Annotated in this window: 15 protein-coding genes and 2 pseudogenes; 6 read left to right on the forward strand and 11 right to left on the reverse strand. The window is 70.9% G+C overall.

Annotation, left to right across the window (positions count from 1 at the left end):
* Positions 1-617: 617 nt before the first annotated feature.
* Positions 618-1,255 (forward strand): annotated as a pseudogene (locus tag ACIHCM_RS09735) (hypothetical protein); the annotation flags it as partial.
* Positions 1,256-1,271: 16 nt separating this feature from the next.
* Here ACIHCM_RS09735 and ACIHCM_RS09740 read toward each other — a convergent pair.
* A complete protein-coding gene (locus tag ACIHCM_RS09740) occupies positions 1,272-2,624 on the reverse strand; it encodes a M28 family metallopeptidase (RefSeq protein ID WP_399891813.1) in 1,353 nt (450 codons plus the stop codon).
* Between the two features lie 305 nt (positions 2,625-2,929).
* Between ACIHCM_RS09740 and ACIHCM_RS09745 the strand changes: the two genes are divergently transcribed.
* Both ACIHCM_RS09745 and ACIHCM_RS09750 read left to right on the forward strand, forming a co-directional pair.
* Entirely contained in the window at positions 2,930-4,222 is a 1,293-nt protein-coding gene (locus ACIHCM_RS09745) for a GAF domain-containing protein (RefSeq protein WP_399891816.1), read from the forward strand.
* A gap of 95 nt (positions 4,223-4,317) precedes the next feature.
* Entirely contained in the window at positions 4,318-5,841 is a 1,524-nt protein-coding gene (locus tag ACIHCM_RS09750; RefSeq protein ID WP_399891819.1) for an aldehyde dehydrogenase family protein, read from the forward strand.
* A 48-nt stretch (positions 5,842-5,889) separates the two neighbouring features.
* Here the strand turns inward: ACIHCM_RS09750 and ACIHCM_RS09755 are convergent, their stop codons facing one another.
* Positions 5,890-7,119, reverse strand: a complete 1,230-nt coding sequence (locus tag ACIHCM_RS09755) for a cytochrome P450 (RefSeq protein WP_399891823.1) — start codon at positions 7,117-7,119, stop codon at positions 5,890-5,892.
* A gap of 210 nt (positions 7,120-7,329) precedes the next feature.
* On the opposite strand from ACIHCM_RS09755, the gene ACIHCM_RS09760 reads away from it, so the two are divergent.
* Positions 7,330-8,607, forward strand: a complete 1,278-nt coding sequence (locus ACIHCM_RS09760) for an FAD-dependent oxidoreductase (RefSeq protein WP_399891826.1) — start codon at positions 7,330-7,332, stop codon at positions 8,605-8,607.
* Positions 8,608-8,671: 64 nt separating this feature from the next.
* Here ACIHCM_RS09760 and ACIHCM_RS09765 read toward each other — a convergent pair whose 3' ends face one another.
* On the reverse strand, positions 8,672-9,160 hold the full coding sequence (locus ACIHCM_RS09765; RefSeq protein WP_399891829.1) for a hypothetical protein: 489 nt from the start codon (positions 9,158-9,160) through the stop codon (positions 8,672-8,674).
* Positions 9,161-9,322: 162 nt separating this feature from the next.
* Here ACIHCM_RS09765 and ACIHCM_RS09770 point away from each other — a divergent pair, with 162 nt between their 5' ends.
* Positions 9,323-10,738 carry an FAD-binding oxidoreductase gene (locus tag ACIHCM_RS09770; protein WP_399891832.1) on the forward strand — a complete coding sequence of 472 codons (1,416 nt, stop codon included), beginning with the start codon at positions 9,323-9,325 and terminating at the stop codon, positions 10,736-10,738.
* Positions 10,739-10,752: 14 nt separating this feature from the next.
* Here ACIHCM_RS09770 and ACIHCM_RS09775 read toward each other — a convergent pair whose 3' ends face one another.
* The 8 genes and pseudogenes from ACIHCM_RS09775 to ACIHCM_RS09810 form a co-directional block, all read right to left on the reverse strand.
* The gene (locus tag ACIHCM_RS09775) at positions 10,753-11,628 is read right to left on the reverse strand and encodes a PhzF family phenazine biosynthesis protein (protein ID WP_399891835.1); all 876 of its coding nucleotides are present in this window, start codon (positions 11,626-11,628) and stop codon (positions 10,753-10,755) included.
* Between the two features lie 138 nt (positions 11,629-11,766).
* Entirely contained in the window at positions 11,767-13,053 is a 1,287-nt protein-coding gene (locus ACIHCM_RS09780) for a ThuA domain-containing protein (protein WP_399891838.1), read from the reverse strand.
* Entirely contained in the window at positions 13,050-15,320 is a 2,271-nt protein-coding gene (locus tag ACIHCM_RS09785) for an RICIN domain-containing protein (protein WP_399891841.1), read from the reverse strand. The genes ACIHCM_RS09780 and ACIHCM_RS09785 overlap by 4 nt, the downstream gene beginning before the upstream one ends.
* 92 nt (positions 15,321-15,412) lie before the next feature.
* A complete protein-coding gene (locus tag ACIHCM_RS09790) occupies positions 15,413-16,801 on the reverse strand; it encodes a ricin-type beta-trefoil lectin domain protein (RefSeq protein ID WP_399891844.1) in 1,389 nt (462 codons plus the stop codon).
* Positions 16,802-17,138: 337 nt separating this feature from the next.
* Entirely contained in the window at positions 17,139-18,110 is a 972-nt protein-coding gene (locus ACIHCM_RS09795) for a right-handed parallel beta-helix repeat-containing protein (RefSeq protein WP_399891847.1), read from the reverse strand.
* Between the two features lie 86 nt (positions 18,111-18,196).
* On the reverse strand, positions 18,197-19,477 hold the full coding sequence (locus ACIHCM_RS09800) for an alginate lyase family protein (protein WP_399891850.1): 1,281 nt from the start codon (positions 19,475-19,477) through the stop codon (positions 18,197-18,199).
* Positions 19,478-19,492: 15 nt separating this feature from the next.
* Positions 19,493-19,747 (reverse strand): annotated as a pseudogene (locus tag ACIHCM_RS09805) (hypothetical protein); the annotation flags it as partial.
* 15 nt (positions 19,748-19,762) lie between these two features.
* Positions 19,763-20,413, reverse strand: coding sequence for a hypothetical protein (locus ACIHCM_RS09810; protein WP_399891852.1), 651 nt, complete (start codon positions 20,411-20,413; stop codon positions 19,763-19,765).
* A 418-nt stretch (positions 20,414-20,831) separates the two neighbouring features.
* Between ACIHCM_RS09810 and ACIHCM_RS09815 the strand changes: the two genes are divergently transcribed.
* A complete protein-coding gene (locus ACIHCM_RS09815) occupies positions 20,832-21,344 on the forward strand; it encodes a GNAT family N-acetyltransferase (protein ID WP_399891855.1) in 513 nt (170 codons plus the stop codon).
* The last annotated feature ends 70 nt before the right edge of the window (positions 21,345-21,414 follow it).

Here is a 21,414-nt window from a genome sequence, read left to right on the forward strand (position 1 = left end):
CCGATCCGCTCCCGCACGCCATTTCAGAGCGGGCCGCGGGAGGCGTGCGGTGGAACTCACGTGCCGTGCGCGCGCGTGCCGAGCCGCCCGGATGCGCGCGGCCCGGTCGGCAGATCTTCCCGGTGGTGAACGGCCGGCCCGTCGACGGCGGGGGTGGTGACGCCGCCGTCATGGGTACGCCCACCTTCGGGAGGCACCTGCGCGCACAAGTCCTCCGAGACGCAGACTTCTTCGGTGGCCCGCACCTATGGTGTCGCCGGGCAAACGGCGGGCCGGCCCGCGAAGGCCGCCGCGGCACGGGAGTTCCGCCACGGGTCTCCCTCGGTGGCACCTCGCCCGCAACACCGGCCTCACGGCCGAGGTGGGGCAGACGCCTGATGGGCGCTGACCGGTGGGGGCGGACGGGGAGCGAGGGGAGCGGGAGCGGGCCCGCGGCGCGTGATGGCGGCGGATCAGGACGCGGACGGCCGGGGCGCGGTGCAACTGACAGCGCGGGACGGTGTGTCGAGGTCCGGCACCTGTGGGCTCGCGCCCCGGACCGAGGCGGTGCCGGAGGACGTGGCAACCGGAGCACGGACAGCGCTGCCCGGCGAGACCGGCCAGCCGGAGGACCTCGGACGCGGATTCCGGAACGCACCCTGGAGTCACATCTGCGCTTCGCGGTCTTCACCTTCCGGGACATCGTGCACAAGCGACTCGGTGACCGTAATCCCTTCACCAACAAGGTGTGAGGTACTCCGGTTCGCATGACGACACGGCTCTCAACGCCGGTGTCGAGCGGTTCTCCGCCGACCCCACGGCCGTGCGCGACCTGTCCTACGACAGCGACCTCACCGGCAAGGTGAGCATCCCGGTCCTCACCCTCCACGCCATCGGCGACCCCACCGCTTTCGTCGAGCACGAGGCCGCCTACCGTGACACCCTCGCCGGCGCCCACCGGGGCAGGAATCTGGTGCAGACGTACACGGACGAACGCGAGCACAGCGCGCTCAGCGACTCCGAGCACGCGAACTCCCTCAGCGTTCTGGACACTTGGGAGCGCACCGGCAGGAAGCCCACGGCGCGGTCGATCGCCGCGTCCTGCGCCGCGTTCGACCGCGGGTACGGCACCGGCTGCTACTACGACCCGGAGTACCGGCCGTCCTCCTACGCCTCGCGGGTCAGGCCACGGCCGGGCGGCTGGAGCTGGCCGGCCCTGACCGCCGGGCAGGAGAGGGCGTGGAGCCGTGTCGAGGGGGTCGGCATCGCCCCCTGACACGGCCCCGGAGCGGCTAGAAGGTCAGCTTCCAGCTGTCGATGTAGCCGGTGTCCCTCGAGGCGACGTCCTGCACCCGCAACCGCCAGGTGCCGTTCGCCGTCTCGCTGGACGCGTTGACGGTGTACGTGGTGACGACGTCGTCCGCGGAGTCGGAGCCGCTGGAGTTCTTCAGCCGGTAGGCCGTGCCGTCGGGCGCCAGCAGGTCGACGACCAGGTCACCGCGCCAGGTGTGCTTGATGTCCACTCCGACCCGCAGCGCCGCCGGCGCGTTCCCCGTGCGTCCGGCGACGGTGACGGCCGAGGTCACCGCGGCCCCGTTGTCCGGGACGGCGACGTCGGCGGTGTTCTCGTACGAGTCGCCGGGCGGTACCGGCTCCGAGGTCCCCAGCGTCCAGACGGCGTGGGCGAGGGCGTCGCTGTTGCGGTCGAGTGCGGTGTCGTTGATGTTCGTGGTCGAGTCGCAGGACGAGTGGTAGCACCGGTCGAACGCCTGACCGGAGGTGCCACCCCACTTGGCCGCCTGCGCCGCCGTCTTGGTACGGCTGGCGCCGGTGAACAGACCGCCGACGGGTATGCCGGCGTTCTTGAACGACGCGTGGTCGGAGCGGCCGTCGCCCTCCGTCTCTATCTCGGTGGGCACGCCGATGCCCGCGTACCAGTCCTTGAAGACCTTCTCGATCGCCGGATCGTCGTCGTAGACGAAGTAGCCCGGGTTCGGGGAGCCGACCATGTCCAGGTTGACGTACCCCGAGACCTTGGCGCGCTCGGCGGCGGGCAGGTTGTTCACGTAGTACCTGCTGCCGATCAGCCCCAGTTCCTCGGCGCCCCACCAGGCGAAGCGCAGATGTTTCGTGGGCTGGAGCTGGGCACGGGAGACGGCGAGGGCCGTCTCCAGTACGGCCGCGGAGCCGGAGCCGTTGTCGTTGATCCCGGCGCCCGAGGAGACCGAGTCGAGGTGGGCGCCGGCCATGAGGACCTGGTTCGGGTCCCCGCCGGGCCAGTCGGCGATCAGGTTGTACCCGGTGCTGCCGGACTGGGTGAACTGCTGGACGGTGGTGGTGAAGCCGGCGGCGTCGAGTTTGGCCTTCACGTAGTCGATCGAGGCTTTGTAGCCGGGGCGGCCGTGAGCCCGGTTGCCGCCGTTGGCGGTGGCGATCGACTGGAACTGCGTGAGGTGTGCCTTGACGTTGGCGAGCGGGATGTCGGGTGCCGCCAGGGTCCCGGCGCTGGTGGCGCCCGCCCCGATCCGGTCGGGCGCGGCCGTGGCGGCCGGCGAGGCGGCGATCAGTCCCGCCACGGCCGCGAGGGCCACGGCGGCCAGACGTGCGGAGCTGGTCGTGGGCAGGCTGGATCTCGGATGTGTCATGTGGGGAGCCGCACTTTCTCGTCGATGAGGGGAGTCGATCGATGCCTGGATCAGGTGGTGCCAGAGCCGTGCGGGTGCTGTGTGCGCCTGATGCTGAGTCAGATGTCGATGTCCTGTCAAGAGCGATAACCGGTCAGGCGCGTCCGCTCAGCGGACACCCCGGGGCGGGTAGGGGGGCGATCCGCTTGGCGGCCCGGCAGGGGGCACGGGGAGGGCGCGGAACTCCCGCACCCGGTCGAAACGGTTGTCGACGCGCACCCCCGCAGCGACGATGTCCCCAGCGCATCGTCCCGAGGGAGGTTCCGTTGACCGATCCCTGGGTGGCTCTGGAGCCGGGGGCCGACCCCGCCGAGCGCGTCCGGGCGCTGCACCGTGCCCACGAGATGTTCACCGAGGCCGGCACGGTCCCGCGTCCGGTGCGCGATGTGGTCGCCGACTCGTGGCGGCGCTCGGCGCGGGCAGGGGTCCGCCCGGACGGCACCGCCGACATAGAACTCACCGACGACGACCTCGGTGTCCTGCGCGCCGAGCATCCGCTGGCCCACGTGATGCCGCTGTTCCGGGAGCTGCTGGGCACGTTCGCCTGCGACGGCCGGCATCTTCTGGCCGTGTGCGACGCGCAGGGCCGGCTGCTGTGGGTCGAGGGGCACGCGTCGACGCTGGAACAGGCGGGGCGGATGAACTTCGTACCGGGCGCGCGGTGGGCGGAAAGCGCGGTCGGAACGAACGCGCCGGGCACGGCAGTTGCCGTCGACCGCCCGGTGCAGGTGTTCGCGGCCGAGCACTTCGCCCGGCGCGTGCAGCCGTGGACCTGCGCTGCCGCCCCCGTCCACGATCCCCGCACAGGGCGTGTACTGGGTGCGGTGGACATCACCGGCGGGGACGGACTCGCGCACCCGCACAGCCTGGGCTTCGTCCGGGCCGTGGCACGGGCGGCCGAGTCCCAGCTCGCGCTGCTGGGACCGCGGCGCCCCGAGGCCCGCGAACCCGAGCTCACGGCGCTCGGACGCGACCAGGCGCTGCTGACGGCGGGCGGCCGCAGGCTCAGGCTCAGCCGCCGGCACAGCGAGATCCTCGTGCTCCTCTCCCGCCACCCCGACGGCCTGACCGGCGACGAGTTGCTGTGCGCCCTGTACGAGGACGAGTCGGTGACCCCGGTGACGCTGCGCGCGGAACTCGCCCGGCTGCGCCAGGTGCTCGGCACCGGACTGCTCGCCTCCCGCCCGTACCGGCTCACGGTGCCCGTAGCCTCGGACGCCGCCGTCGTGCAACGCCGGCTGGCGGCCGGCGCGGTCACGGCGGCCCTCACCGCCTACGCGGGCCCGCTGCTGCCCACCTCGCAGGCACCGGAGATCGTACGGCTCAGGCGCCGCCTCGCCGACGGTCTGCGCGCGGCACTGATCGCCTGCCGGGATCCCGACCTGCTGGCCGACTGGGCGCACGCGCCCTGGGGCGAGGACGATCTGGACGTGTGGCGGTCGCTTGCCTCGGCCCGGCCGACGGCGGCGACCCGGGCCCGCCTGGCCGCACTCGAGTCGGAACTGGCGGCGCCGCCGAGCCGGGGACGCCCGCCAGGGACGGCCCGCCGGTACGGCTGACGGCGGCCGCAACGTGCCTGCAACGTCCGCCTCCCTACCGTCCGTGGCAGAGCTGCCCAACGGCGGGCAGCGCTGCTGAAGGAGGCCAGTTCCGCATGACCCGATACGCGGCGCCCGGAAGCGAGGGCGCGATCGTCTCCTACCAGCCCCGCTACGACCACTTCATCGGCGGCGAGTACGTGCCCCCGGTCAGGGGGCAGTACTTCGAGAACCCGAGCCCGGTGAACGGCCGGCCCTTCACCGAGGTGGCCCGCGGCACCGCCCAGGACGTGGAGCTGGCGCTCGACGCGGCGCACGCGGCCGCACCCGCCTGGGGGCGCAGGTCGGCGACCGAACGCTCCGACATCCTGCTGAAGATCGCCGACCGCATGGAGGCCCACCTGGAGCCACTGGCGGTCGCGGAGAGCTGGGAGAACGGCAAACCGGTGCGGGAGACCCTCGCGGCCGACATCCCGCTGGCCATCGACCACTTCCGCTACTTCGCCGGTGCCGTGCGCGCCCAGGAGGGCTCCCTCAGCGAGGTCGACGACGACACGGTCGCCTACCACTTCCACGAGCCGCTGGGTGTGGTCGCCCAGATCATCCCGTGGAACTTCCCCATTCTGATGGCGACATGGAAGCTCGCGCCCGCGCTCGCCGCGGGCAACGCGGTCGTCCTCAAGCCCGCCGAACAGACCCCGGTCTCCATCCACTACTGGCTGAGCCTCGTCGCCGACCTGCTCCCGCCCGGGGTGCTCAACATCGTCAACGGCTTCGGCCCCGAGGCCGGGAAGCCGCTCGCCTCCAGTCCCCGGGTGGCGAAGGTCGCCTTCACGGGCGAGACGTCCACGGGCCGCCTGATCCTCCAGTACGCGGCGGAGAACCTGAAGCCGGTCACGCTGGAGCTCGGCGGCAAGTCGCCGAACATCTTCTTCGACGACGTGTGGGACAAGGACGACGAGCTGCGCGACAAGGCCCTCGAAGGGTTCACGATGTTCGCGCTCAACCAGGGCGAGGTGTGCACCTGCCCGTCCCGGGGCCTGATCCAGCGCGGCAACTACCCCGACTTCCTGGCGGCGGCGGTCGCCCGCACCGAGCTGATCAAGCCCGGGCACCCGCTCGACACCGACACGATGATCGGCGCCCAGGCGTCCAGCGAGCAGCTGACCAAGATCCTGTCCTACATCGACATCGGCAGGCAGGAAGGCGCGAAAGTACTCACGGGCGGTGAACGCGCCGACTTCGACGGTGACTTGAAGGGCGGCTACTACGTACGGCCCACCATCTTCGAGGGCGACAACCGTATGCGGGTGTTCCAGGAGGAGATCTTCGGACCGGTGGTCTCGGTGGCGTCCTTCGACGACTTCGACGACGCGATCAAGATCGCCAACGACACGTCGTACGGCCTCGGCGCGGGCGTGTGGACCCGCGACATCAACACGGCCTACCGCGCGGGCCGCGCCATCCAGGCGGGCCGGGTCTGGACGAACTGCTATCACGCCTACCCCGCACACGCGGCCTTCGGCGGCTACAAGCAGTCGGGGATCGGCCGGGAGACGCACAAGATGATGCTGGACCACTACCAGCAGACGAAGAACCTGCTGGTGTCGTACTCACCCCAGAAGCTGGGCTTCTTCTAGCCCGGCGGGCAGGCCGCCTGACCGGGTGTCAGGCGGCCTGCCGGCTGCTCAGCCCGCCCCGTCGGCGGCCGTGAACGTGACGGGCAGGCGTACCGGACCGCGCAGCCCGCCGGGCCGCCAGGTCAGCTCGGCCGGTGGCACCGCGAGGGCCAGGTCCGGGAGGCGGCGCAGGGCCGTGCCGATGGCGATCTGGCCCTCCAGGCGGGCGAGCGGGGCGCCCAGGCAGTAATGGATGCCGTGCCCGAAGGCCAGGTGGCCGTTGTCCTGCCGGGCGAGGTCCAGCCGGTCGGGTTCGGTGAACCGGGCCGGATCGCGGTCGGCGATCGCGGAGGCGATGAGGACCGTCGCGCCGCGCGGCACGGTCACACCCGCGATCTCGACGTCCTCGCGTGCGAACCGGGCGATGCCCGGGCTGACCGGACCGTCATAGCGGAGGAACTCCTCGATCGCGCCGGGCAGCAGACCGGGGTCGTTGCGCAGCAGCTCCAGCTGGTCGGGGTGGTCGAGGAGTGCGGCGATGCCCCCGCCGATCAGGTTGACCGTCGTGATGTACCCGGCCACCAGCAGCAGGAACGTCATCGAGATCAACTCGTCCTCGCTCAGCCGCTGCTCCTCGTCGCGGGCGCTGATCAGGGCGCTGAGCAGATCGTCCTCGGGCCGGGCGCGCTTGGAATCCAGCAGCGTCGTGAGGTACGCGCGCATCTTCCGCCACGCCTCGTTCACGACCACCGGGTCCGGCATCCGCTCGCCGCGCAGCAGCATGTCGTCGGTCCACCGCTGGAAGTCGTACTGGTCGTCCACCGGCACACCGAGCAGCCCGCTGATCACGATGACCGGCAGGGGCAGCGCGAAGTCCCCGACGAGTTCCGCCCGGCCCGCAGGTGCCACCTCGTCGAGCAGCCGGTCGGTGATCTCCTGGATCCGCGGCCGCAGCCCGGCGACCCGGCGCGCCGTGAAGGCCTTCGAGACCAGCCGGCGCAGCCGGGTGTGGTCGGGCGGATCGGAGCGCAGCATGTTGCTCATCATCGATTCGCGCTCGAACTCGGGCAGCTGCTCCATGAGGCGGCGGTCGGACGCGTCACGGACGTCGCTGCTCAGCCTCGGGTCGGACAGGGCGGCGAGCCCGTCGTCGTAGCGGGTGACCAGCCAGGCGTCCAGGCCGCCCGCGATGACGGCGCGCCGGACCGGGCCGTCCTCGCGCAGCTGCCGGTAGAGCGGGAAGGGGTCGGTCACGAAGGCCGGGTCGGAGTAGGGGAGAAGGACCGGCTGCTGGCTCATCACGCCTCCCGGGCACAGGGCGGACACGGGGACACTCACACGAAGTGACATGGACAGGAGCGACAGAGGGACACGGAGCGACAGAGGGACACGGAGCGACATCGACACGGAGCAACCACGAAGAGCGACCCTGTGTGACGGTATTGCGGCTACTTGTGGGTATATACGCCAGTGTGACGCATAGGTGGCGCCGGTGAAGGGCGGAGCGCGATGGACACGAGGGACAGCAGGCGGACGGGGGAGCGGACGACCTGCTGCGTGGTGGGCGGCGGGCCCGCCGGAATGGTCCTCGCCCTGCTCCTGGCCCGGGCCGGGGTGGAGGTGACGGTCCTGGAGAAGCACGGCGACTTCCTGCGGGACTTCCGCGGCGACACCGTCCATCCGACCACCCTCGCGCTCCTGGACGAACTCGGCCTGGCCGAACGGTTCGCGCGGCTGCCGCAGCGGCGGGTCACGACGATCCAGCTGCCGATCGGCGCCGACCGGACGCTGGTCACCGTAGGGAACATCGCCGCGCTGCGGCGCCGCTACAACTACATCGCGATGGTGCCCCAGTGGGACCTGCTCGACCTCCTCGCCGACGAGGCCGGACGCGAGCCGGTGTTCACCCTGCGCATGAACACCGAGGCGACGTCCTTCCTGAAGGAGCGGGGCCGCGTCACCGGCGTCTCCTACCGCACGTCCGACGGCCGCACCGGGGAACTGCGCGCCACCCTCACGGTGGCCTGCGACGGCCGTGGCTCGCTGGCCCGCTCGCTCCCCGAACTGGAGCTGCGCACGTTCCGGTGCCCGATGGACGCCTGGTGGTTCCGGCTGCCGCGGCGCGACGGCGATCCACACGGGCTCGTGGGGGGCGTGGGCGAGCGGTTCCTCAGCGCCATGATCGACCGCGGGGACTACTGGCAGTGCGCCGCGCTGATCCCCAAGGGCAGCGACCCGCGGCTCCGCGCGGAGGGCCTCGACCGCTTCAGGGACTCCTACGGGGCCGCCGTCACATGGCTCGCGGACCGCATGCACACCCTGTCCTCGTGGGACGAGGTGAAGCTGCTCGACGTGCGGCTCGAACGACTCCGGCACTGGCACCGGCCGGGGCTGCTGTGCATCGGGGACGCGGCGCACGCCATGTCGCCGGTCTTCGGCATCGGCATCAACCTCGCCGTCCAGGACGCGGTGGCCGCCGCCCGCCATCTCGTCGGGCCACTGAGCGGCGAGACGTCCGGCCTGCCGGCTGCCGTACGCCGCATCCAGCGCCGCCGCTGGCTGACCACGGCCAGCACCCAGCGCTTGCAGCGCCTGGCGCACACCAACGTCATCGAGCCGGTCCTGCAGGGCAGGCCGCCCTTCGGCGACCCCAAGCGCGCCAAGCGCATGGCCGAACTGGTCACCACCTCACGCCGGCTGAACCGGGTACCGGCCTACTTCCTGGCCTACGGGGCGCTCCGCGAACGCCCGCCGGAGGCATCCGTGCGCCGAGCGGACAGCGGCTGAACATCGCGCCGGCGCGCCTGCCCGGGGAAGGCGACGGCGGAGGGCCCGGTTCGCCGGGCCGGCCTCACCACGTCAGTGTCAGCGAGCCTCCGACCGGCAGCGCGTGCCAGCGGCCCGCGTAGTCGTCGAACCGGGACACGATCCGGTCGACCACTGCCGGGATCTCCCCGGCCGTCACATACGCCGGCAACTCCCGCGCATGGCCGTGCCGCACCTCCCACACGGGTACGGCGATGCCCGCCAGCTGCTCGGACATGGCCATGTCGGCCTTCGCCCGCGGGGACGGCTTCACCGGCCTGGACCTGCGGCGCCGGAAGGCCTTGGCGCGTTCGGCGGGGTCGGCGGGCCAGAACAGGCCGTGGTCACCGGCGGCGAGCCGCCCGTAGACCCCGAGCTCGATACCGGCCTCCGCCTCGACCAGGAAGTGCACCAGATCGTGCGGGAGGTAGGGGTGCCCGCCAGGCCCGTTGCGCGGGGCGAGCGCGACTCCGGTCTCGCGGTGCACGGCGATGTCGTAGCTCGTACCGGGGCCCTTGGTGAAAACGACGCGCATGCCCGGAACGGTAGGAGCCGGGCGCGTCGGACGCACCTGGTTTTCCGGCGGGCGCGACCCCGTGCGCCCGGTGGAGCACCGCGTGCAGGCCCGCGGACCGGCGCCTACCGTGGAAGAACACACAGCCGTAGCCAGCAACGGGCACCGGAAGAGGTGACGGCGATGCCGGACGAGCAGAGTGCCCCCTCCACGGCCGCTGCGGAGCGGGTGATCGCCGATGAGCTTCGCTCCGCGCTCCGGGGTGAGGTCATCGACCGCGCCCATCCCGGCTACGACGAGGCACGCACCGTGTGGAACGGCCTGATCGACCGCCACCCCGCGGTCGTCGCCCGCTGCTCCGGCACGGCGGACGTCGTCGAGGCGGTGCGGATCGCCAGGGAGCACCGTCCCGTCGTCAGCATCCGCGGTGGCGGGCACCAGGTGGCCGGCAGTGCGGTGTGCGACGACGGACTCGTGATCGACCTGTCGCGGATGAAGGGCGTGCATGTGGACCCCGTGGCCCGTACGGCACGCGCCCAGGCAGGCGTGACGTGGGGCCAACTGGACCGCGAGACCCAGCTGCACGCCCTGGCCACGCCCGGTGGGGAGATCTCGGCGACCGGCATCGCGGGTCTCACTCTCGGCGGCGGCTTCGGTTTCGTGATGCGGACCTTGGGCCTGAGCTGCGACAGCGTCCGCTCGCTGGAGATCGTCACGGCGGACGGCACGGTGCGCACGGCCGACCGGGAGAAGGAGCCCGACCTGTACTGGGCGGCGCGCGGCGGGGGCCGGGGCATCGGCGTCGTCACCTCCTTCGAGTTCGGACTCCGGCCGCTGGGCCCGGAGGTGGCCGCGGCGGTGGTACTCCACCCGTACGAGCACGCCGAGGCGGTGGTACGGGCCTGGCGGGACGCGACGTACACCGCGCCGGACACGGTGACCCCGGAACTGCTGCTCTGGAGCGTCCCCGCCGACCCCGCGATACCGCGGGAACTGCACAGGTCGCCCTGCGTCATCGCCGGTGCCGTGTACGGAGGGCCGCCGGACGACGGCGCCGCCGCGGCGCTGGCCCCGCAGCGCGCCCTGGGCCCGGTGCTCATGGACCTGAGCGGCACGGTGCCCTATGTGGTGCTGCAGAGCGCGAACACCTGGCGCTTCCCGGACGGCGAGCGCTACTTCATGAAGTCGCACTTCATGGACGAGCTGACCGACGAGGCCATCGGGACCCTGCTGGACTGGGACTCCCGGCGGCCCACTCCGGAGAGCCTCGTCGTCGTCCGCACACTCGGGGGCGCCGTGGCCCGCGTGGCCCCCGACGACAGCGCGTTCGCCCATCGGCAGGCGCGCTTCAACGTGAGTATCGACGCGGGCTGGCGCGACCCGGCGATGGACGGGACCGCGATCGAGTGGGCCCGCTCGGCCTGGGACGCGATGAAGCGGTTCTCGAGCGGTGGCACGTACGTCAACTTCGCCGGGCTGGGCGAGGACGCGAGTGAGCTGCGGGGAGCCGTCTTCGGCTCGCACGAGGAGCGACTCGGGCGCATCCGTGCCGCGTACGACCCGGAAGGGCTGTTCGCACCCGCCGCGCGGATGCCGTGACGCCCACCGGCACGTCACCCGATGCGAGCGCCGGTGCCACTCACACGAACGCGCCGCTCACCCGCGCGCAGTGTCACCGTGAGCTCGCCGGGGCGGCCCAGGTCCTCGCCCTGGTGCAGGGTGAGGACGGCGTCCTCGGGGACCAGGCCGAGCTCACGGGCGTACGCGCCGAACGCGGCGGCCGCCGCACCGGTGGCCGGATCCTCGACGACACCACCGACGGGGAACGGGTCACGGACGTGGAAGACGGTGGCCGACTCCCGCCACACCAGCTGGAGCGTGGTGAGGTCCAGGCGGTGCATCAGGGCTTCGAGGCGCGCGAAGTCGTAGGCGAGGTCCGCGAGGCGCGTGCGCGTCGCCGCCGCCAGGACGAGATGGCGGGCACCGGCGAACGCGATGCGGGGCGGGAAGCCCGGGTCGAGATCGGCCGCGTCCCAGCGGAGCGCGGCGAGCGCCTCCGCGAGGTCGGCCCCGGCGACCTCCTCGATGTGCGGCTCGACGCTGGTGAGCGTGGCCCTGAGCGCGCCGCCCTCCTCGGTCACCTCCACCGGTACGGTGCCGGCACGTGTCGCGAAGACCAGTTCCCCCGGTCCTGTCCGCTCGGCGAGCGCGAGGGCGGTCGCCACGGTGGCGTGGCCGCAGAACGGCACCTCGGCCCTGGGACTGAAGTAGCGGATGCCGTAGGACCGCCCCTGAGGGCCGCCGAGGCCCTCCGGGGGCGGGGTGAGGAACGCGGACTCCGAATAGCCGAGGCCGGCGGCGATGGACAGCATGTCACCGTCGTCAAGATCGGTGGCGTCCAGCACGACCCCGGCGGGGTTGCCGCCGTCGGGGGTGCTGGAGAAGGCGGTGTATCGCAGCACCTCGGGCCGCGGCGGTGGCGTCGTCATGCTCGTCGCAACACGAGGCCGGCCCGCGGCTATTCCAGGGAAACCACGGATACCGGTCGCGAGTTCCACCATGTGCTGGTGGCCCCCTCCCGCCCGAGCGGGCGGGAGGGGGCCGTGTGCCTTGCGCGACCCTGTCCGTCAGGGCTGTGCGTCCAGGAGGAAGCTCTGGGCGGCGGAGTTGTCGCACGGCCGCTGCACCAGTTGCACGCCGTTCGCCGAACTGCCGGTCGTGCTCAGGCACTTACCGCTGTGCCGGGCGACGAAGCGGTAGCCGCCGGAGGCCTCCCGTACCGGCCGCCACTGCTGATTGCCTCCGCCGCCGTACGCCCACAGCTGAAGGGGCGCGTTGTCGGCGGTCGAGACTCCGGTGACGTCGATGACCTGCTGCGGGTTGCCGCGGATCGCGATCCGCGAGTAGCCGCTGTCGGTCGGGCGGAACTGGAACTGCTGGGCCAGGGTCCCGTTGCAGGTGTACTGCTGGATGGGTGTGCCGTTGGCGGTGGCCGCCGCCCTGGCGTCGACGCAGGTTCCGTTCGCGCTGCTGGCGACCGAGTACCACGCCGTCTCGGAGATCGGGTCGGGCGGCGGGTCGGGGTCCTCTCCCGCTCCGCCGAGCCATGTGAGGCCGTCGATCAGGAAGCGGTTCTGCGTGGGACTGGCGAACGTCGAGGAGAGCCGCGTGTTGGTGTCGTAGTTCATGGCGTTGTGCCCGAAGTTCGCGTACAGCATCCGGTACTGGGTGTTGGTCCACAGGATCGGGTAGTAGCCGCTGTACCACGACTGGTCCGGGTCGGTTCCCAGCGGGAAGCTCGACGGGTCGACCGAGGCCAGGATCTTGATGTCGGACCTGGTCCGCAGGTCGTTGGACCAGCTGTACCACTCACTGACCGCCGAGGTGAACGTCGCCGGCAGCGCGGCCGTCGAAGGGTGCGTGCGGTCCTCGGTGCGCAGGACCGCTGTCGTGGGGCCCCAGGTGTTGGACCTGAAGTTCCCGCTGCCGAGGAAGGTGTCGTAGTACCAGGGCCAGGACCCGGCATCGGTGGTGAAGGCGGAGACGTGGAAGCCCAGCCAGCCGCCGCCGGCCCGCATGTACCGTTCGAAACCGGCCCGTTGCGCGGCGGTCTTGGGCGCGTCGTCCAGGAAGAGGACGACCTGGTAGGCGTCCACCCCGCCGTTCGCCAGGAGGTTCCAGTCGGTTGTCGCCGTGTACGTGAAGTTGTTCTGCGCCGCGGCCTGCGGGAACCACGCGTTGGCTTCCTTGACGAAGTCGATGTGCGCGGGGTCCCAGGTTCCGTTGTAGAAGGCGATGACCTTGAACGCGGGTGCCGAGGGCGCGGCGGACACGGTGGGCCCGGCGTGGGCCGGGGCGGTCAGCCCCAGCACCACGGCCAGCAGTGTCAGAAGGCGTGCTGCGAGCCGCCTCACGGGTAGCTCACCAGGTTGGCGACGTTGGTGGTCGAGTTGGACGGCCCGCCCCGGTCGTTGATGACGTGCCGGATGGTGCCGGTGCCGCCCAGTGACACGGTCACCATGTTCTGGAAGCGGACGTTGGGCTTGTTGGGCACCTCGAAGGCGCGCTCGGCGGTGACGCCAGGGTTGACGTTGAAGAAGCAGTAACTGCCGAGCCCGTAGGCCTGATGGCTGGTGACGGAGTCGGCGACCTTGTAGGCGGCGTAGCCCTGGGTGGAGCCGTCCATCCAGGCTGCCTGGTTGGGCGGGTCGTAGGGCATCTCGTTCTGGTAGAAGTACGTCCGCCCGCCGTTGCCGTTCCAGATGGTCTGGTGCTTCTGGTAGTGCTCGACGAAGAGGCCGTACATGGTGACGTTGTCGCCGTTGACGATCAGGCCGGTGTCGCCGGTGTTGGTGTTCCAGCCGATGCCGGCGCCGTGGTCGCCGCGCCAGATCCACATGTGGTCGCCGATGACGTTGTCGCTGTTGACGACGAGGCTGGTGGTCGCCTTGCCCACGGCGGCGCCGCCGACACGGAAGTAGACGTCGTGCAGCGAGGTGGGGTTGGCCGCGTGGCCGGCCGATGCCCCGGCCGGCCCGATCTCCACCAGCGTCCGGGAGTTGGTGGTGCCGGCGTCGAAGAGGACACCCGCGATCTTCACGCCGTCGACGTCGGCGACCGTCATGGCCGTGATGCCGTTGTCCGGGATGAAGGTGGCGAGTCCCAGTCCGAGGACCACGGTGTCGGGCCGGGTCACGCGCAGTGTCTGGTTCAGGTGGTAGACGCCCGGCGTGACCAGGAGGTTCTTGCCCTCGGCGAGGGCGGCGTTGATCTGCGCGGCGGTGGCCCCCGGCTTGACGACGTAGAACTGGTCCATGCCGAGCGAGGTGCCGGCGGCGTTGCCGCTCGCCCATGTGGTGGCCGAGGAGCTGGTCCGCAGGGCCGGGACGAACACCCGGTAGGCACCCGAGCCGTCGACGTACAGGAAGGGCTTCTCCCGTACCGTCGGGGTCTGGTTGACCGTGGTGTAGGGCGGGTTGGGGAACGTGTTGCCCGGCACGCCCTGGCTGCCGACGAAGACCATGTTCCAGTTGGAGCCGGTCCAGCTGCCGAGCTGCGAGTTGCGGGTCAGCCACTGCTGCTGGGTGCCGGAGCGGACCTGGCCGTCGATCTTGGTGTCGGCCATGAACCCACCGCTGGACCAGCCGCCGTCACTGAGTTCCAGGTTGCCGCGCACATGCATGCGCCGGTACGCGGAGGCCTGTGAGACCGCCCAGCGGTCCGTGCCGCCGGTGGGGTTCACCGAGAGGTTCTCCGCACCGCGCCAGAAGTTGTGGGTGGCGTTCTGCGGCGGGAACCAGTCCGCCTCCACATGCACGGCACCGTTGATGGTGACCGAGTCCGGAGACTGGCCCAGGCCCAGGACCTGGGTGTAGAAGCCGACGTTGACGTCGTTGCTGTAGGTGCCGGGCTTGAACAGGATCGCATGGCGCTGCGAGCCGAACTGGTTCGTCTCCTGCTGCCGGAAGATCGAGTCGAGGCGGCTCTGAATCGTCGACGACGGCATCGAGGGGTCGAAGACGGCGACGTTCGGGCCGAGGTCGACATCCCCGGGCGCGGTGCTCACGGGCGTGACCTGGAAGCGCTGCGCCGCCGAACCGTTGCAGGTGTACTGCACGAGCTGCACACCGTCGGCCGTCGACGCGGACGGAACGTCTAGGCACTTGCCGCTGTGCCGGTTGACGAAGCGGTAGGCGCCGCCGCCCTCGTCCACGGCCTGCCACTGCTGGTTGTTGCCACCGCCGTAGGTCCACAGGTGCACGGCCGCGTTGTCGGCGCTGGACACGTTGCTCACGTCCACCACCTGCTGGGCGTCGTTGCGGTTGCCGATGCGGACGTAGCCGTCGCTGGTCGGGGTGAAACTCCACTGCTGCGCGGTGGTGCTGTTGCAGGTGTACTGCTGTACCGCCGTGCCGTTGACCGTCCCGGCCGCCCGGGCGTCCAGGCACTTGCCGCTGCCGGTGTTCACCACCGTCGCCCAGCCCGTCGGCAGGGCGGCCACCGCCGCGGTGCCCGAGGGGGTGTCCGCCTTCGTGGCGGTGGCCTGGGCCGGCTGGACGGCCGTGAGGACGGAGGCGACGGTGGCGGCGGCCGCGAGGACGACGGTCCACGGGCGACGGGCACGGCGCAGGGGAGAGCCGCTGGAGCGGCCACGGACGGGTGGTCGCGAGGAGCGAGGCATGGTGTCTGCTTCCTGGGCCGCAGAGGCGGCTCGGGTGGGGGACGGGGGAGGAAAAGCGGGGAGGAGGAAGGCGCGGGCCGGCCGTCGCCCGGTCAGCCGCTGTACTGGGCGAAGACGCGGGTGAAGTCCCAGGGCTGCTGGGAGACGCCCGAGCAGGTGTCGGCGCCGCCGCCGGTGCAGGGCCGGTCACGGTTGACGGACCAGAAGGTCAGCCGGGCAAGGTGCCGCTGTTGGGCGTACGCCAGGATGGTGCGGAAGTCGCCCACGGTCACCGTCTCGTTGTTGTCGGTGATGCCGTTCATCGAGGAGATGCCGGTGTGGCGGTAGGCCTGGTCGTCGGTGTAGCCGTAGGCGTTCTTGACCGCGGTCTTCAGTCCCTCGGCCGCCCGCACGGTCAGCTGGCCCATGTTCTGGCCGGCGCCGCCGAAGTTGAACGGCATGATCGTCCAGCTGTCGACGGTCAGCCCCGATGCGGCCGCCTTGCTGATCAGGCTGCTGTCGGGGCCGTTCTGGCCGGTGCCGAAGGTGACGTAGACCTTGATGCCGGGGTTGTTGGCCTTGATGGTCTTGAGGGCGTCGACCGTGCGCTGCTGCACGACCGGGCTGTCGTAGGCCGCGGCTTCGATGTCGATGTCGATCGCCTTCAGGCCGTAGGCGTTGATGACCTTCTGGTAGGCGGCGGCCAGCTCGCCCGCACTGCCGCAGGAGCTCTCCAGCTTGTTGCCGCTCCACCCGCCGAAGGACGGGATGACATCCCCGCCCGCGCCGCGGACGGTGTTGATGGTCTGCTGGTCGACACCGCCGGTCAGGGGCCGGTTGCCGTCCCACTGCGGGTTGCAGTAGCCATTGCTGAGGACGAACGCGAGGGTGAACCACTTGACGCCGGTCGCGTTCATCACGGTGGTGGGGTTCGGCGGGCTGCCCCAGCCGTTGTAGAGGTAGGGCGCCACCGCCATCGCGCCAGGTCCGGGCGGCGGGTTGCCGCCGTCGGCGGGCGCCGTCCACTTCTGGTTGGCGGCGCCGGTGCAGCTCCAGATCTGCAGCCGGGTGCCGTTGGCGGAGCTGTTGCCCGTCGCGTCCAGACACTTGTCGGCCTGCGGGTTGACGATGTCGCGGGCGGCGGTGACGGTCCACTGCTGGGCCGCGCTGCCGTTGCAGTCCCACAACTGCACGCGCGTGCCGTTGGTGGTGCCGGCCGAGGCGACGTCCAGACACTTGCCGAGCGCGCGGATGGTGCCGTCGCCGCCGACGGTCCACTGCTGTGCGGCCGTGCCGTTGCAGTCGTAGAGCTGTACGGCAGTGCCGTTGACCGTCGCGGCGCCCGCGACGTCCACGCACTTGCCGCCGAGCCCGGTGATCTGTCCGGTGGCCGCCGCGGCGGCGCCTGCCGGGGTGGAGTTCAAGCCTGCCAGGAGGGCGGCGGCAACCGCCGTGCCGAGCCCGGCGCGCCCCGCGTGCCCGCGGAGGAGTGTCTTGGTCATGCGTCGGTGTCCTGTTCTGCCGTCGTCCGGCCGGCCCGCGGTCCCCGCTGCCCCACCTCGAAGACCACGCCGGTCATGAGCCATCAGGACGGCGAGCCGGAGGACCGGCAGGGGCCCAAGCGATGGCGTGTCTATGACAGACGGGCGTGAGGCGGGGGCTGCGGAGTCATGTGGCGGCTGCGCGAGGGTGGGGGAGGTGGGGAGTCAGATCGGACCGCTTACTTCACACCGTGATTTAAGAAGTGACAGAAAACTCTGTCAAGAGCTTGGTACAGTCCAATCGGTGAACGGCGCCGACCAGTTGGGCTGCGGACAGCCGCGCAACGCGGCGCCGGGGCTACGGCGTCACGGGGATGTTGGTGAGGCCCCTGCCGCCCGTGACGGTGTTGCTGCCGTAGACCGTCGTACGGCAACTGGAGCTGTTGTTCGTGACGTTGATGGCGAGCCGCGTGGAGCCGCCGGCTCCGGTGAGTGTGGACCGGTTGTTCCTGAAGACCGTGCCGCAGCCCCAGCCGGACTGCTGGCTGTGGGTCTGGTAGCCGTCGTTCGTGGTGTTCCTGCCGGTGTTGTTCTCCACGAGGACGTTGTTGCCCTTCACGTCCACCCACGAGTCGTCGTAGTGGGCGCCGGTGAGGCCGTCGCCGTCGAAGGTGTTGCCCACGATGCGCGTGCCGGTGGTGCCTTCCTTGATGTCGATGTTCTCGCCGCCTACATCGGGACCGATGGTGTTGCCGAGGATCTGTACGTTGTCGCTCCTGTCGGACAGGGTGTTGGTCGATCCGACGTAGACACCCTCGCCCATTCCGCGGCCGTCGTTGCCGGTGTCGTAGATCCTGGAGTTCCTGACGACGCCGTCCCTGCTGGAGTTGCGGAAGTGGACTCCCTCCATGCCGAGGTCGTGCACGGTGACTCCGTCCAGGACCACCCCCCGGGCGGAGTCGATCATGATGCCCTTCTGGCCGCCGCGCACCGTCACGCCGCTGACGGTCCAGTAGGAGGCGCCGTCGAGATGCAGGCCGTAACCGCCGCTCGCGCTCAGGACGGCCCGGGGTGAGCCGGTGAGCGTGATGCGGGAGCCGGAGGTCGCGGCTTCGGTGGTCTTGAAGTTGCCGGTGTATGTGCCGTCGGCGAGGCGGATGGTGTCGCCCGGTGCGGCGGCGGTGAGGGCCGACTTGAGCTGGGCCGCGGTGGAGACGTCGATGGTGGCCGCGGGGGCGGTGGCCCGGGCGGGGGTCACCGCCGGGCCGCCGCCGGCGACGGCGGCCGCGGTGAGCAGTGCGGTGAACAGCGTGCGGGGGTATGTCTGCATCGGGGTGCCTTTCCGGTGGGGGAGTGGTACGCAAAGGCGGTGCCTGCGGGGCGCTGGTCCTGGGGGCCGGACGACGGGACGCGGGTTCAGCCTGCGATCGAGTCGAGTTGCTCGGCAGCCGGCCGCAAGGGCCACAGGTCTCCTCGGGGCGGTGGCTCCAGCAGGGGCACGGCTCGGGCGGCCGCCGGGTCACCGGCGTCCGCCGCCGCGCGGACGACGTCGCTCGCGGCGTAGCGGTGGAACTCAAGCTCCGGATGCGGCCAGTCGGCCGAGCCGGTCGCGGCGGGGAGCAGGTGGCGCACGGCTTGGGCGAGGCTCTGGCCGTGCGGGCCGCGGTGCGCCCAGAGGTCCACGCCGACGTGGTGGCCGACCGCGGCCAGGCGGGTGTGGGCGACGAGGGTGAACGTGGAGTAGTGCCAGCTTCTGGTGCGGGCCAGTTCCTGGGGCTGGCTGCCGTCGGCCGCGATCTGGGTGTCGATCCGCTTGGCGGCCGCCTCCCGTACCGTCCTGCGGGCCAGCTCCTTGTCGCCGGTCGAGTAGGCGAGGGCGGCGACCAGCATGTCGTGGAAGGTGCCGTGGTTGTTGGTGGCCGCGGCCTCCTGCTTGCCGAACGGGCTGGTCGTCAGCCAGGTCAGGAAGTCGGTGTTCCAGCGCCTCATGGCGGTGCGGTCGTGCCGGGTCCAGCCGGGAGCGCCGGTGTCGAGGATGGCGAGGGCGTCGACGACGCTGGTGTACGACTGCGAGAAGTCGATGACGCCGATCGCCCGGCCGTCGTACTTGCAGGGGATGAACTGGGCGTGGTTCAGGTGGGGGTTCATCCTCGTGGCCGGGTTCAGGAACCAGGTGCGCAGGATCTGCGCGGCCTTCTCGGCGTACTGGCGGCGGCCGGTGTAGTACCAGGCGAGAGTGAGCTCGTAGGTCGCGTCGAAGACCTTCTCGACGTCCTGGCGGTCCGTGCCCGAGTCGACCTCCGGGTTCCGCTGCCCGTCACGCTGGACATACGGGCAGCCCCATGGATTGCTCGCGGACGGTGGCTGCGTGGGCCACCAGTAGGGTGCCTGGCTGAGGTAGTCGTGTACGTCGCCGCTCGGTGCGGGACGTGGCTTGTCGACGACGGTCCACGGACCCTGGTTCAGCCATCCGTCCGCGCGGCGGGTCAAGTGCGCCACAGCGCGGCGGAGTTCGGGATCGCCGCGGTGCAGCTCGATCCTCGCCTGCCGGAGCCGGGCTCCGTCGAGAACCGCCGTTCCGGGTGTCTTGGGCGCTGCTTGTGCGGAGGCCGCCGGGAGGACCGAGACGACGAGCGTCGCGATCATGGCCAGGGCGACAGCGGCTGGAGATCGTCTACCCACACCCTCTCCATTCATCTATGTGAACAGAATTCACGTGGAAGGTCGGGTGAGCGTAGGGTGGGGGAGCGGTTGTGGCAAGGGCTTGTGCACTCCCGGATGCGGAGCACTCGCGGGAGCCGGCACCTGGCAGCGGTGTTCACGTATGTGCCGCGCTGGGCGGATCTGAGAGAGGCACGCCTGCCGCCCCGCAGGCGGGTGCCGCGGGGGCGGGGCGGTGGCGAAGAGGCTCCGGAAGTCGCAGCCTGGGAGGTTGCGGCCTTGGAGGTCGCAGCCTTGGAGGTCGCAGCCTTGGAGGACGCGTCAGTCCGACTGCTGCGGGAGTTCCCCGGCCTGCGTGGGCGGCTCGACCGTCTCCGAGGCGGTGTAGAAGACGGACGAACCCTGCTTGGTGCGCTGGGCCTGGTTCTTGGCCACGAGCCCTTCGAGCGTCGTGCGTACGACAGTTGTCTTGACGGTGCGCTCGGGGTGCTGCTGTCCCAGTGCGGTGGTGACTTCGGCGGCGGAACGGGGTTCGGCCTGGCCGGCCAGGTGTGCGCGTACGAGTTCGACGAGCGTGGGTGAAGTCGGCGAGGCCGCCGCCTTCGTGGCGCCCTTCTTCTCGGTCCGCTTCCGGGCCGCAGCGGCGGGCTTTTTCTCCTTGGCCTGCTTGGCCGACTTCGAGGCGGCCGCCGCCTTCTTGCGGGGTGCGGGCACCGCCGCGGCGGGTGCGGGTGCGGGTGCGGGTGCGGGTGCGGGTGCCGGGACACCGAGGGCCTGCTGGATGTTCACCAGCACGGTGTGGTCGTGGCGAAGGGCGGTCAACTGGGCCTGGAGTTCCTCGATTTCGCCGCTGAGGCGCTCCTGTTCCTTGACGTTCCGGTCGAGGTCGCCGGCCACCTGTGCGCTGTACTGAGAAGTCAACTCGGTGGTTTCGGCAATGGGTTCGGCAGTGGTTTCGGACAAGGTCCTCACACCTTTCCTGGGTGTCGTCTCCCGCGGGCGGCAGGCCCGTGGCGTATGCGAAATCTAACGTGTGCGCTTTTCCGCCTGTTGCTGTGCGGGCGGTTGCGGTTACTGCCGCACACAGTTGTGTTGCAGTGATGGTACGGAAGAAGTCCACTCCGTAGTGGGTGCAGACAGCGGTACACCATGAGGCAGGAGTATTCGCGACGGCGTGGTTCGCGCGGTGTTAGGGTTGTTGTGTCCGCGCTGATCAGGAGCCGAGAAACAGGGAGGTGAGGTTGATGACCGTGCTCGAGGCCACCGTGCGCAGCGTCCGGGTCTCCCTCACGTCCTGGGCCGTGGCCTGACTCCGTCCATTGCCCCTTGCTGAGCGCGCGAGCTCACGGGGCGACTACACGACCACCTCCTGAATCGGAACTTCACCGTCATGAGCAGAAACTGGATGACGCGCGCCGAGAACAGCGCCGATATCCCCGCCATCCGTGAGATCGACCTGGCCGCCTTTCCCACCCCCGCGGAGGCAGACCTCGTCGACGCCCTGCGCGCCGACCCGGCCGCATGGATCGAAGGCCTCTCTCTCGTCGCGGTGGACGAGGCGGGCCGTCCGGTGGCCCACGCGCTGCTGACCCGCTGCCATATCGACGACACCCCGGCGCTGTGCCTGGCCCCCTGCGCTGTCCTGCCGGAGCGGCAGCGGACCGGTGCGGGCAGCGCGGCCGTACGGGCGGCCCTGGCCGCGGCCAGGGCACTGGGGGAGCGTCATGTGGTCGTCCTGGGGCACCCGGACTACTACCCCCGATTCGGCTTCACCCGCGCCCGTGACCATGGCATCCGTGTGACGATCGACGTTCCCGACGAGGCACTGATGGCACTGGGTCTCGACGCCGGCCACCCGCTCCCGAGCGGCACGGTCCATTACGCCGCTCCGTTCGGTATCTGACCCGGCCTGTGCCGCGTGGGAGATTCCGAACTCCCGCGCGGCGCGCCGTGCCGACGCTCGGATCGCAAAG

This window comes from Streptomyces sp. NPDC052023, from assembly GCF_044548465.1.
In the GTDB taxonomy this organism is placed as follows: Bacteria; Actinomycetota; Actinomycetes; order Streptomycetales; family Streptomycetaceae; genus Streptomyces.